Here is a 12,781-nt window from a genome sequence, read left to right as displayed (position 1 = left end):
CTTCAAACACTTGGCTCGCTGCGATCTCTCGTAGCGGGAGGCGAATCATACAGCACTTAGAAGTACTGTCAACCACCTTTTCAACCGCTTTCGATCATTTGATCGTAGCCCTTGCAGCACCTTCAGAATTGTCTAACTCATTGAATTTCAAGGAGTTTGTCGTTCCGTTGTCGCTGGAAGTGGGGCGCATTATAAGGGGATTCGAGAGGGCGTCAACCTTTAATTTCAATAAACCTTGATAGCGCAGAAAAGCAAAGCGGGGAGGCCTGTCGGCCTCCCCGCTTTTCATCTAAAGCACACCCGCAACACGCAGACGCTGTACCTCGCCGGCATCCAGCCCCAATACTTCCCCCAGCACCACTTCGGTATGCTCGCCCAGCAGTGGTGGCGCCCGGCGATACTCCACTGGCGTCTCCGACAACCGTATCGGGCTCGCAACCTGCGGCACATTACCCGCCAATGGATGCGGAATACTCACCGCCAACCCACGCGCCAATACCTGAGGGTCCTGGAACATCTGCGCCAGGTTATTGATAGGCCCACATGGCACTCCAGCAGCCTCCAGCTGGGCCACCCACTCAGCCGTGGTCTTGAATACCGTAGCCTGACGGATCAATGGTATCAGCTCGGCCCGGTTGGCCACCCGCAGCTTATTGGTAACGAAGCGCGGGTCTTCCGCCCATTGCGGCTGCCCAGCCACCTCGGCGAACTTACGGAACTGACTGTCATTACCCACAGTAAGAATGAAATCGCCATCTGCCGTCGGAAAGTCCTGGTAGGGGACTATATTGGGGTGTGCATTGCCCAGCCGACGAGGAGGGGTGCCCGTGGTCAGGTAGTTCATTGCCTGGTTCGCCAGACAGGCCACCTGCACATCGAGCAATGCCATGTCGACATGTTGGCCGATCCCTGTCTGATCCCGGTGGGCGAGAGCAGCCAGCATGGCGACCGTGGAATACAACCCGGTCAGAATATCGGTAAGCGCCACACCCACCTTGACCGGCCCCGCGCCTTCTTCACCCTCCGGACGACCGGTCAGGCTCATCAGCCCACCCAATCCCTGGATCATGAAGTCATAGCCAGCGCGCTTGGAATAGGGCCCGGTCTGACCGAAGCCGGTAATGGAGCAATAGATGAGCTGCGGGTTTACCGCCTTGAGGCTCTGGTAGTCCAGGCCATAGGCAGCCAGCCCACCCACCTTGAAGTTCTCTATGACGATATCGCACTTCGCCGCCAGCTCCCGCACCAACCGCTGCCCCTCTGGCTGGGTAAAGTCGATGGTCACCGAGCGCTTGTTGCGGTTGGCCGACAGGTAGTAAGCCGCCTCACTGGTGTCCTCACCTTCGACATCCTTTAGGAAAGGCGGCCCCCATGAGCGGGTATCGTCGCCACTGCCAGGGCGCTCGACCTTGATCACGTCGGCGCCAAGGTCAGCCAGAATCTGACCAGACCACGGGCCGGCCAACACGCGCGAAAGGTCTAGCACCCGCAGATGTGATAGCGCGCCCATGGCTTGCTCCTTATTAATAGAACGCCTGGATACCAGTCTGCGCACGCCCCAGGATAAGTGCATGCACGTCGTGGGTACCTTCATAGGTGTTGACCACCTCCAGGTTAACCAGATGACGGGCCACACCAAACTCGTCGGAGATGCCGTTGCCGCCCAGCATGTCACGCGCCATACGGGCGATATCCAGCGCCTTGCCGCAGGAATTGCGCTTCATGATGGAGGTGATCTCCACCGCAGCCGTCCCTTCATCCTTCATGCGCCCCAGACGCAGGCAGCCCTGCAGCGCCAGGGTGATTTCGGTCTGCATGTCGGCCAGCTTCTTCTGTATCAACTGGTTGGCGGCCAGTGGACGACCAAACTGCTGACGATCCAAGGTGTATTGGCGGGCGGTGTGCCAGCAGGCTTCAGCGGCACCCAGCGCCCCCCACGAAATACCATAGCGAGCCGAATTCAGACAGGTGAACGGGCCCTTGAGGCCACGCACGTCCGGGAAGATGTTCTCTTCCGGCACGAACACATTGTCCATGACGATTTCACCAGTGATCGAGGCGCGCAGGCCAACCTTGCCATGAATGGCCGGGGCACTGAGACCTTGCCAGCCTTTTTCCAGTACAAAGCCACGGATATCGCCTGCATCATCCTTGGCCCACACCACGAACACATCGGCGATGGGACTGTTGGTGATCCACATCTTGCTGCCGGTCAGCCGGTAGCCACCATCGACCTTCCTCGCCCGGGTAATCATCGAGCCAGGATCGGAGCCATGGTTAGGCTCGGTCAGACCGAAGCAACCAATCCACTCGCCACTGGCCAGTTTGGGGAGGTACTTCTGCTTTTGCGCTTCGGTGCCAAATTCGTTGATCGGCACCATCACCAGCGACGACTGCACGCTCATCATCGAGCGGTAACCCGAGTCGATACGTTCCACTTCGCGAGCAATAAGGCCGTAGCACACATAGTTCAGGCCGCTGCCACCGTATTGCTCGGGGATGGTTGCACCCAACAGGCCGACTTCACCCATCTCGCGGAAGATCGCGGGGTCGGTCTGCTCGTGGCGGAAGGCCTCGAGCACACGCGGCGCCAGCTTGTCCTGGGCGAACTGATAAGCGCTGTCACGCACCATGCGCTCTTCTTCAGTGAGCTGCTGATCCAGCAGCAGCGGGTCGATCCAGTTGAAGCTTGCTTTACCGGCCATGAGCGAATCCTCGAAATAGGGGGCAGTTTCTTGTGCCTTTGAGCCTAGGCCTGATCGGCGGCGGGGACAAACGAGGATTGCGCACCGATTAGTGATATTTTGTCACTCCGTAAATCGGCAAAACGCCTTATTGACAGCCTTACAAGTGAGGTTGACGTACATGCGCCGTAAGATCCCCAGTACCGCCGCCCTGATTTGCTTCGAGGCGGCAGCCCGTAACGAGAGCTTTACCAAGGCTGCCCAGGAACTCGCACTGACCCAGGGTGCCGTCTGTCGGCAGATCGGCGGTCTTGAAGCCTTCCTCAATGTGGAACTGTTCCGCCGTTCGCGCCGCGGCGTGACGCTGACTGAAGCCGGCCTGTCCTACAGTCGCCAGGTGGCGGCCCAACTGGATGCCGTGGAGCGCGATACCTTGTCGGTGATGCGCCAGCAAGGCGCCAATGTGATCGAACTGGCGGTAGTACCGACGTTTGGCACTCAATGGCTGCTACCACGGCTCAAGGACTTCCAGCAGCGCCATCCGGAGGTCACGGTCAACCTTACCAACCGCACCCGGCCCTTCCTGTTTGCCGACACTGCCTTCGATGCAGCCATATATTTTGGTGATGCAGACTGGTCAGGCACCCAGTCGCACCAACTGATGGGCGAAAACCCGGTACCGGTTTGCAGCCCGACACTGCTGAACGGCCAAGGCGTGCTCGAAGCACGCCACATCGCGCAACTACCATTGCTGCAGCAGAGCACACGCCCGTATGCCTGGCGGCAATGGTTCGGCAGTGTGGGCATGCACGTTGAGCGCGACATGACAGGCCCGCGCTATGAACTATTCTCGATGCTCGCCCAGGCGGCCATGCACGACATGGGCATTGCCCTGATACCACCGTTCCTGATCCAGCGGGAGTTGGAGGAGGGTAGGCTGGTGGTCGCTAACAGGCATGCCCTGAGTAGCGACAAGGCCTACTATCTGATGATTCCAGAGCGCAAGGTGGAGTCGGCCTCGCTACGAGCTTTTCGCGACTGGCTTGTGAGCCAGGCTCAGGCCTACATCAATAAGACAGGGACAAGCGCGACAAATTGACTCTGTAGTCAATTATTTTAAACACCTACAGATATATGTATATGTCGCATATACGCAAACTGTAACGCAAGCACAAAAATACCCTTTAACCCTGCTAAGTACGCGGCTTAGCGAGTTATTTTGCGACATCCAACTAGTCGTAAGCGAATTGGCCGATTTTTTTTTGATTTTTTCTCCTAATCTGCCAATGGCCCATGCTTGACGGGCTGCAGCCCTATCACTGCGACAAGCGGTCACAGGGTGACTTGTAGTTTTGACTTCGTTTCGCTCCAGAACCGGTTGAAGGCCTCTGGGTTCGTCTGCAAAATGCTTCGCCCCGCCCGGGATCCGGCGGGTTGGCGCTCCACAGCCGCCCCAGCGCACCATCCGAAGTGTGCTGGCTTCTACAAAGACAAAAGGTCACCGCAGGAGAAATAGTCGTGCACATTGGTGTTCCTCTCGAGACGCAGACCGGTGAGACAAGGGTCGCTGCGACCCCCGAAACCATCAAGAAACTGATTGGCCAGGGCCATCAGGTCACCGTTCAACGGGGGGCAGGGCTCAACGCCGCCATTCCGGACAGTGCCTATGAAGCCGTGGGTGCTTCCATTGGGAGCGCTGCCGATGCCTACGGCGCCCAATTGGTACTCAAAGTGGTCGCCCCCAACGACCAGGAACTGGCCCTGATCAACAGCGGCAGCCTTCTGGTGGGCATGCTCAACCCCTTCAACGGGGAACTGATCGGCAAGATGGCCGAACGCGGTATTACCGCCTTCGCCCTGGAAGCCGCGCCGCGAACATCGCGGGCGCAGAGCCTGGATGTGCTGTCGTCGCAGGCCAACATCGCCGGTTACAAGGCCGTGTTGCTGGCAGCCCATCACTACCCACGCTTCATGCCGATGCTGATGACCGCTGCCGGTACCGTCAAGGCGGCACGCGTGCTGGTCCTGGGTGCCGGCGTTGCCGGCTTGCAGGCCATCGCCACAGCCAAGCGCCTGGGTGCGGTGATCGAAGCATCCGACGTTCGCCCTGCTGTGAAAGAGCAGATCGAATCACTGGGCGCAAAATTCATCGACGTGCCATACGAGACCGACGAGGAGCGAGAGTGCGCCGAAGGCGTTGGCGGCTATGCCCGACCAATGCCGGCCAGTTGGATGCAGCGCCAGGCCCAGGCCGTGCACGAGCGCGCCAAGCAGTCCGATATCGTCATCACCACCGCGCTGATCCCTGGCCGCAAGGCGCCGACCCTGCTAAGCGCCGAAACCGTGGCGCAGATGAAGCCTGGCTCGGTAGTCATCGACCTGGCTGCCGCCCAAGGCGGCAACTGCCCGCTGACCGTCGCAGACCAGGTGGTGCAGGAGAATGGCGTGACCATCGTCGGCCCGACCAACCTGCCGGCCCAGGTGGGTGCCGATGCTTCGGCACTGTATGCACGCAACCTGCTGGACTTCATGAAGCTGCTGTTCGACAAGGACGGCGCGCTGACCATCAACCTCGAAGACGACATCGTCGCGGCCTGCCTGATGTGCCGTGATGGTCAAGTCGTCCGCAAAAACGGCTAAGGAGCACGACAATGGAAGACATGCTGATTTCCCACGGCATCTATAACCTGATCATTTTCGTGCTGGCCATCTATGTGGGCTACCACGTGGTGTGGAACGTCACCCCGGCGCTGCACACCCCATTGATGGCGGTCACCAATGCCATCTCGGCAATCGTGATCGTCGGCGCCATGCTGGCCGCAGCCCTGACCGTGACCCCGGCCGGCAAGTTGATGGGCACGCTGGCCGTAGCCCTTGCCGCAGTCAACGTGTTCGGTGGCTTCCTGGTCACCCGCCGCATGCTTGAGATGTTCAAGAAGAAAACCAAGAACGAGGCGAAGAAGTAAGCATGAGCATGAATCTGGTAACGCTCCTCTACCTCGTCGCCTCGGTGTGCTTCATCCAGGCGCTCAAGGGCCTGTCGCACCCGACCACCTCGCGGCGCGGCAATTTGTTCGGCATGATCGGCATGGGGCTCGCCATCCTCACTACGGTTGGCCTCATTTATAAGCTGGGGGCAGAACTTGCCACTGCCGGTATCGGCTATGTCATCGTCGGCCTGCTGGTCGGCGGCACCGCCGGCTCGATCATGGCCAAGCGCGTCGAGATGACCAAGATGCCCGAACTGGTCGCCTTCATGCACAGCATGATCGGCCTGGCCGCGGTATTCATCGCCATCGCCGCCGTACTGGAGCCGCAGTCGATGGGCATTGTGGCTGCCATCAGCGACCCGATCCCTACCGGTAACCGCCTGGAACTGTTCCTCGGCGCTGCCATCGGTGCCATTACCTTCTCCGGCTCGGTGATCGCCTTTGGCAAGCTGTCGGGCAAGTACAAGTTCCGCCTGTTCCAGGGCGCACCGGTACAGTTCGCTGGCCAGCACAAACTGAACCTGATCCTCGGCCTGACAACCATCGCCCTAGGCTTGCTGTTCACTTTCACTGGCCACTACAGTGCCTTCACTCTGATGCTGGTCCTGGCCTTCATCATGGGTGTGCTGATCATTATTCCGATCGGCGGCGCCGACATGCCAGTGGTGGTGTCGATGCTCAACAGCTACTCGGGCTGGGCAGCGGCCGGCATCGGCTTCTCGCTGAACAACTCGATGCTGATCATCGCCGGCTCCCTGGTAGGTTCGTCCGGTGCCATCCTCTCGTACATCATGTGCAAGGCGATGAACCGTTCGTTCTTCAACGTCATCCTCGGCGGCTTCGGTGGCGATACCGACGCTGGCGCGGCGCAGGGTTCGCAAGAACAGCGGCCGGTGAAGTCCGGCTCGGCTGACGACGCCACCTTCCTGCTCAGCAATGCCGACAGCGTGATCATCGTCCCGGGCTACGGCCTGGCGGTGGCCCGTGCCCAGCACGCGCTGAAAGAGCTGACCGAGAAGCTGACCCACAACGGGGTGACCGTGAAGTATGCGATTCACCCGGTGGCGGGCCGTATGCCCGGGCACATGAACGTACTGCTGGCCGAGGCTGAAGTGCCGTACGATCAGGTATTCGAGATGGAAGACATCAACGCCGAGTTCGGCCAGGCCGACGTGGTGCTGGTGCTGGGCGCCAACGACGTGGTCAACCCGGCGGCGAAGAACGATCCCAAGTCGCCAATCGCCGGCATGCCGATCCTCGAAGCGTTCAAGGCCAAGACCATCATCGTCAACAAACGCTCCATGGCCAGTGGCTATGCCGGCCTGGACAACGAACTGTTCTATCTGGACAAGACCATGATGGTGTTCGGTGACGCCAAGAAGGTCATCGAGGACATGGTCAAGGCGGTGGAGTGACAACAGTCGCTACAAACCCGCTGATATAAAGGAAGCCCCGGTCAGAATCTGCCGGGGCTTTTCTTTTATTGATCCGGATCAACGGCTCAAATACAAGGCTTCTCATACGACCATGGTCGCGGGACGGCAATGGGCGAAATCTCTAGACTGCGCTGCAGTAGTTTCAGTAGCCCGAGATAACAATCCATGTACCGTGATCGTATCCGCTTGTCCTCCCTGCACAGCAAGGTAATGAGTGCGGCTGATGCCGCTGGTCTGATCGAGGACGGCATGACTGTCGGCATGAGCGGCTTCACCCGCGCCGGCGAAGCCAAGGCCGTACCGCATGCACTGGCCGAACGTGCCAAGCAATCGCCACTGAAAATCAGCCTGATGACCGGCGCCAGCCTGGGCAATGACCTGGACAAACAACTGACCGAGGCCGGTGTACTGGCCCGCCGCATGCCGTTCCAGGTCGACAGCACCCTGCGCAAAGCCATCAATGACGGCCAGGTGATGTTCATCGACCAGCACCTGTCGGAAACCGTCGAGCAACTGCGCAACCAGCAGCTGAAGCTGCCGGACATCGCGGTCATCGAAGCCGTGGCCATTACCGAGCAAGGCCACATCGTGCCAACCACTTCGGTGGGCAACTCGGCCAGCTTCGCGATCTTCGCCAAGCAAGTGATTGTGGAGATCAACCTCTCGCACAACACCAACCTCGAAGGCCTGCACGACATCTATATCCCAACCTACCGCCCGACCCGCACGCCAATCCCGCTGGTCAAGGTCGACGACCGCATCGGCAGCACCGCGATCCCGATCGACCCGGCCAAGATCGTCGGTATCGTCATCAGCGATCAGCCGGACTCGCCGTCCACTGTGCTGCCGCCAGATGACGAAACCCAGGGCATCGCCGACCACCTGATCAACTTCCTCAAGAAGGAAGTGGACGCAGGCCGCATGACCAACAAGCTTGGCCCGCTGCAGGCCGGCATTGGCAGCATTGCCAACGCGGTGATGTGCGGCCTGATCGCGTCACCGTTCGAAGACCTGACCATGTACTCCGAAGTACTGCAGGACTCCACCTTCGACCTGATCGACGCCGGCAAGCTGAGCTTCGCCTCGGGCAGCTCGATCACCCTGTCGACGCGCCGCAATGCCGATGTATTCGGTAACCTGGAGCGCTACAAGGACAAGCTGGTACTACGCCCGCAAGAGATCTCCAACCACCCGGAAGTGGTACGTCGCCTGGGCATCATCGGTATCAACACCGCACTGGAGTTCGATATCTACGGCAACGTCAACTCCACCCACGTCTGCGGCACCAGGATGATGAACGGCATCGGTGGCTCCGGCGACTTCGCCCGTAATGCTCACCTGGCGGTCTTCGTCACCAAGTCGATTGCCAAAGGTGGCGCGATTTCCAGCGTGGTACCAATGGTCAGCCATGTCGACCACACCGAGCACGACGTGGACATACTGGTCACCGAGCAGGGGCTGGCGGACCTGCGTGGCCTGGCGCCGCGCGAGCGGGCGCGGGCGATCATCGACAACTGCGTGCACCCAGACTACCGCGCTGCACTGAACGATTACTTCGACCGCGCCTGCCAGCGTGGCGGCCATACCCCGCACATCCTGCGTGAAGCCCTGAGCTGGCACGAAAACCTGGAAGAAACCGGGCGCATGCTGGCTAGCTGATCCAGTCGTAGCAAGAACAGCGGCTTTCCCCCCGCTGTTCCGCTAACGCGACCTGTAGGAGCGGCCGCGTGTCGCGATGGGCTGCACAGCAGCCCCCTGCAATCTCCGCTGTATTTCTGACATTCTCGGTTCCACTTCCGACCTTGTCACAACACGCGACCGGGTCAGCAAATCTGTGCCACGCAGTTAACGTTTAAAACTGTTCTACTGTACTGGTATTTTCACCATTCCCCGCCTTTCTAAAACCTCAACCGCAGTAAAACGCACCATATGTGTGCAGACCGGTACAGTTGCGCCTATTTCGAGTGCAACAGTAGGGTTACACAGTTAACTGAGCCATCGTCTTTCACCTGAACTGTATCTACTGTTATGGACGACAGAGGAGGATCATTGGCATCAGTTAAATCACTACCTAATCCCGCCATAAGCGGAAGGATGAAGCATCATGGAACGTACCCTCAGTTCCGGTCTGGTTTTTGAAAGCAACGCCCAGCAATCCAACGCCTCGATGCCACTGCGCGCATTGTCGACCCTGCTGCTGTGGCAGCGTCGTATGACCAGCCGTCGTCAACTGGCTCGCCTGGACTCCCGCCTGCTTGCAGATGCCGGTATCAGCGAGTCGCAGCGTTACGAAGAGCTGAGCAAGCCTTTCTGGCGCTAAGCTCCCGGCTTGCCGGCTTCGCCGGCACCGTGAATTCCTCAAACCCGTTGCAGGTGACTGCAGCGGGTTTTTTATTGCCCGACAGACGCGCAGTAGCGTGCTTCAGATTGCGACAGGTACAGTTTTACAGAAACTTAAATAAGCCATAACAGTTACCTGGCATTGCGGTCGTTGTCATCTCTAGGCAGCACTGCGTGGTACGCTTGGCCTAACCGTCTGCTAGAACCAGTTGATGAAAACGTACCGTGACGCGCCCTGCAAACGTCCGATACAGCAGAACCAACCTGACATACCCAGGAGTCCACAATCATGAACCGTAAACACCTGCTTGGCGCCGTCCTGCTGCTAGGCTTGGCCGGCACTGCCAACGCCACCAGTTTCGTTGTCACCACCGACGCGGTAGTGGGCGCCGTTGCTGCCTCCACCGACGCCACTTCCGACGTGAGCTCTTCGTTCCGCGACGACAAGATTGTCCAGGCAGCCCGCGATGACGCTGCCAGCTTCGTCGGCACTCAGGGCGCTATCCGCGGCGCCCGACTGGAAAGCGCCTTTGTACACATCCGTTCGAACATGCCGGCCCTGCAAGCCAGCGATGCACAACTGGCCCAGGCCATCCTGGCCCTCTGATACGCGCCATGCACAACAGGTGCGTTGGCTTCGGCCCTCGCACCTGAGGTAGGCTTCGCCGTTCATTTTTCCAGCCTTCAAGAAAGCTCATGCGTTATCTGTTGCCGTTGCTGTTCGCCACCGCAGGCATGGCCAGCGCCCATGCCATGGATACCACCACACAAAGCCTGGTCATCACCGGCTATGTCACCAGCCAGGTCACAACCGCACCGTTCGATCGCAAACTGGTCACCCAGGCCCGCGACGATGCCGCCGCATTCGTTGCCAGCGACGGGCAGATCCGTGGTGCACGCCTGGAAGCCGCCTTGGAATCATTACGCCACAATTGCGCACGACACGCCGTCGGCGATCTGGAACTGGCGCAGGCAATTCTCGTCCAATAGCTACACCTGACTCCCTGTATTTTTCGGAGATGCTCCATGCGCAAACCGCTGATTGCCGCTTCCCTCGGCATGCTGCTGCTGGCCGACCTGGCCCAGGCACAGACCCTGGTGGCCACCAGCAACATCATCGTGCGTGCCTTTGGCCGTTCGATCGACTTCACCTCGGACACCACCACATCGATCCGCGACTCCAAAGTGGTGCGCGAAGCCCACGACGACGCTGCAAGCTTCGTCGCCAGCAACGGTGACATCCGCGGCGTCCAACTCGAGGCCGCCTTCAATACCCTGCGCGAGCGCGTACCGGAAGCGCGCAGCGCCAGCGACCAGGTACTGGCTGAAGCCATACTCGCACTGTGAAGCGCGTGCGTGCCTGGCTGCTCGGCTGCGCCCTGACGCTGCTCGGCACGCCCGCCTTGGCCGACCTGCAGCTTGAGCTGCAGGCCTCCGGCCTCGACCCGCAACAAGCACAAGCCTCCCAAGCCCTGCTCGACGAGGCAATGGGCAAGCTGCCACCGCGTTTCAAGCAGCAGCTGGACCGCCGCGTGCGGGTCAGCTGGAGCGACAGCATGCCGCCCGACACTTACGGGCAGGCATCACTGATATCCACCCTCGAGCTCAACCGCCGCTTGCTGCCCAGCCTCACCGATGGCAGCGCCGCCAGCGAGCGCACCAATCGCCCACATGGCACGGTGCGTGAAGAGCTGCTGGCCACCGTGCTGCACGAGCTCACCCATCTCTACGACCGTGCCCGCCTGTGGCCCAGCGCCGAAAAATCAGTAATTGCACGCTGCAAGCGCCAGCAAGGTACGCTAGGCAAGGTTGGCCTGCCGGAAGAATGCCGCGGCCAGGCCGACCGCCGCTTCACCCTGAGCGACGACCCACGCCTGCTCGACCTGGCCGGGTGGCAGCAGTACGTGGGCCGACGTGGCGAGCGCGAACAGCACAATGGCCAATTCGTGCGCAGCCCCGACAGCTATGAGTTGAGCAGCCCCAAGGAATACATCGCGGTCAACATGGAGTATTTCCTCCTCGACCCGAGCTACAGCTGCCGTCGCCCGGCGCTGTACCAATACCTTCACGAACACTTCGGCTGGGCACCGCAACAGAGCACCTGTGCCAAAGGCTTACCCTTCATCAATGCCGGCAGCGACTTCGCCCGCCAGCCGCTAGGTGAAATCGACCCGGAGCGGGTCTACGAAGTGGACTACCTGCTGGCTGAAGCCAATCAGAACCTGGCCAGCCGTTGGGGGCACAGCATGCTGCGCCTGGTGATCTGCAAGCCGGGCCGCCCACGCGGACCAGATTGCCGCCTGGACCTCGACCAAAGCCTGGTGCTGTCGTACCGCGCCTTCGTTAACGACGTGCAACTGTCCAGCTGGGACGGCCTGGTCGGCAACTACCCGTCGCGGCTATTCGTGCTGCCGCTGGGCCAGGTGATCGACGAATACACCAAGACCGAGCTGCGCAGCCTGGCCTCGGTGCCCTTGAAGCTCAACCGCGACGAAATCGAGAACCTGGTGCGCCAGGCCGCCGAGATGCACTGGAGCTATGACGGCAACTACTGGTTCCTGTCCAACAACTGTGCAGTGGAGTCATTGAAGCTGCTGCGCAGCGGCACCGCCAATCCGCGCCTCAACGACCTGGACAGCATCATGCCCAACGGTTTGCTGGCCGTGCTCAAGGGCAGGGGGCTGGCAGACACCAGCGTGCTTGATAACCCACGCGAAGCGCTACGCCTGGGCTACCGCTTCGATTCTTATCGCGACCGCTACCAGGCGATGTTCGAGGTGCTGAGAAAGCAGTTGCCAATCAAGCAAGCGCTGGTCGAGGACTGGCTGGCCCTCGATGCCGAGCAGCGCCGTAGCTGGTTCACCAAGGCTGACCTGCGCACCAGCGCGGCGCTGCTTCTGCTTGAGCAGGCCAGCTTGCGCCGGCAGCTTCTGCTGGCCCAGGACGAGGTCAAGCAGCGCTACCTGAATGCCGCAGCATTGAAAGATGGCAGCATCAACAAAGCCGATGCCACGCTCAAGCAAATGCTTGCCAACAGCGGTTTTCTAAGCCGCCCGGCAGAGTTGCTCGACTCCAAAGGCTACGGGCTGCCGCAGCCAGAAGAGCGCAAGCACCTCGAGCAGGTGAGCAGAGAGCGGCAGGCACAGCTGTTGCGCTTGAGCACCAGCCTGGACAAAGAGGTGAGGGCGCTGCTGGAGCCGTCGCGAGCCAAGGAAATTGCAGCGGTCGAGGCCAACGTGAAGCAGATCGGCGAGCACTTGCGGGCGTTGCACAAGGCTGCTGGCGGTCTGCAGTTGTGATGCATGCAGGGGCTGGCCCTTTCGCGGGCAAG

Annotated in this window: 13 protein-coding genes; 11 read left to right on the top strand and 2 right to left on the bottom strand. The window is 60.3% G+C overall.

Annotated elements, in window-relative coordinates; all coding sequences use genetic code 11:
* The coding region (locus tag ACF8RA_RS18500) for a hypothetical protein (RefSeq protein WP_392519412.1) at nucleotides 1–239 on the top strand (239 nt) is incomplete at its 5' end.
* 50 nt (nucleotides 240–289) lie between these two features.
* On the opposite strand, the gene ACF8RA_RS18495 is transcribed toward ACF8RA_RS18500, so the two are convergent.
* On the bottom strand, nucleotides 290–1,510 hold the full coding sequence (locus tag ACF8RA_RS18495) for a CaiB/BaiF CoA-transferase family protein (protein ID WP_176683044.1): 1,221 nt from the start codon (nucleotides 1,508–1,510) through the stop codon (nucleotides 290–292).
* Nucleotides 1,511–1,523: 13 nt separating this feature from the next.
* Nucleotides 1,524–2,705 carry an acyl-CoA dehydrogenase gene (locus tag ACF8RA_RS18490; RefSeq protein ID WP_003252907.1) on the bottom strand — a complete coding sequence of 394 codons (1,182 nt, stop codon included), beginning with the start codon at nucleotides 2,703–2,705 and terminating at the stop codon, nucleotides 1,524–1,526.
* Nucleotides 2,706–2,865: 160 nt separating this feature from the next.
* On the opposite strand from ACF8RA_RS18490, the gene ACF8RA_RS18485 reads away from it, so the two are divergent.
* The 10 genes from ACF8RA_RS18485 (at nucleotide 2,866) to ACF8RA_RS18440 (ending at nucleotide 12,749) form a co-directional block, all read left to right on the top strand.
* The gene (locus ACF8RA_RS18485) at nucleotides 2,866–3,783 is read left to right on the top strand and encodes a LysR family transcriptional regulator (protein WP_176683042.1); all 918 of its coding nucleotides are present in this window, start codon (nucleotides 2,866–2,868) and stop codon (nucleotides 3,781–3,783) included.
* Between the two features lie 419 nt (nucleotides 3,784–4,202).
* On the top strand, nucleotides 4,203–5,324 hold the full coding sequence (locus tag ACF8RA_RS18480) for a Re/Si-specific NAD(P)(+) transhydrogenase subunit alpha (RefSeq protein ID WP_392487824.1): 1,122 nt from the start codon (nucleotides 4,203–4,205) through the stop codon (nucleotides 5,322–5,324).
* 11 nt (nucleotides 5,325–5,335) lie between these two features.
* Complete coding sequence (locus tag ACF8RA_RS18475) at nucleotides 5,336–5,650, top strand: NAD(P) transhydrogenase subunit alpha (protein ID WP_003252914.1); 315 nt, start codon at nucleotides 5,336–5,338, stop codon at nucleotides 5,648–5,650.
* Nucleotides 5,651–5,652: 2 nt separating this feature from the next.
* Nucleotides 5,653–7,089, top strand: a complete 1,437-nt coding sequence (locus ACF8RA_RS18470) for an NAD(P)(+) transhydrogenase (Re/Si-specific) subunit beta (protein ID WP_176683041.1) — start codon at nucleotides 5,653–5,655, stop codon at nucleotides 7,087–7,089.
* A gap of 186 nt (nucleotides 7,090–7,275) precedes the next feature.
* Nucleotides 7,276–8,769, top strand: a complete 1,494-nt coding sequence (locus ACF8RA_RS18465) for an acetyl-CoA hydrolase/transferase family protein (RefSeq protein WP_176683040.1) — start codon at nucleotides 7,276–7,278, stop codon at nucleotides 8,767–8,769.
* A gap of 445 nt (nucleotides 8,770–9,214) precedes the next feature.
* Nucleotides 9,215–9,430, top strand: coding sequence for a DUF1127 domain-containing protein (locus ACF8RA_RS18460; protein ID WP_021784625.1), 216 nt, complete (start codon nucleotides 9,215–9,217; stop codon nucleotides 9,428–9,430).
* A 309-nt stretch (nucleotides 9,431–9,739) separates the two neighbouring features.
* Nucleotides 9,740–10,057: a DUF2388 domain-containing protein gene (locus tag ACF8RA_RS18455; RefSeq protein ID WP_176683039.1), complete on the top strand. Its 318-nt coding sequence runs from the start codon at nucleotides 9,740–9,742 to the stop codon at nucleotides 10,055–10,057.
* An 89-nt stretch (nucleotides 10,058–10,146) separates the two neighbouring features.
* Nucleotides 10,147–10,440, top strand: a complete 294-nt coding sequence (locus ACF8RA_RS18450) for a DUF2388 domain-containing protein (RefSeq protein ID WP_176683038.1) — start codon at nucleotides 10,147–10,149, stop codon at nucleotides 10,438–10,440.
* Nucleotides 10,441–10,476: 36 nt separating this feature from the next.
* The gene (locus ACF8RA_RS18445) at nucleotides 10,477–10,797 is read left to right on the top strand and encodes a DUF2388 domain-containing protein (protein ID WP_021784622.1); all 321 of its coding nucleotides are present in this window, start codon (nucleotides 10,477–10,479) and stop codon (nucleotides 10,795–10,797) included.
* Complete coding sequence (locus ACF8RA_RS18440; protein ID WP_176683037.1) at nucleotides 10,794–12,749, top strand: DUF4105 domain-containing protein; 1,956 nt, start codon at nucleotides 10,794–10,796, stop codon at nucleotides 12,747–12,749. The genes ACF8RA_RS18445 and ACF8RA_RS18440 overlap by 4 nt, the downstream gene beginning before the upstream one ends.
* Nucleotides 12,750–12,781 lie beyond the last annotated feature (32 nt).

It is taken from the genome of Pseudomonas sp. FYR_5 (genome assembly GCF_043106315.1).
Lineage (GTDB): Bacteria > Pseudomonadota > Gammaproteobacteria > Pseudomonadales > Pseudomonadaceae > Aquipseudomonas > Aquipseudomonas putida_Y.
Note: the sequence above shows the minus strand (reverse complement) of the source record. Positions and strands in the feature narration are given on the sequence as shown.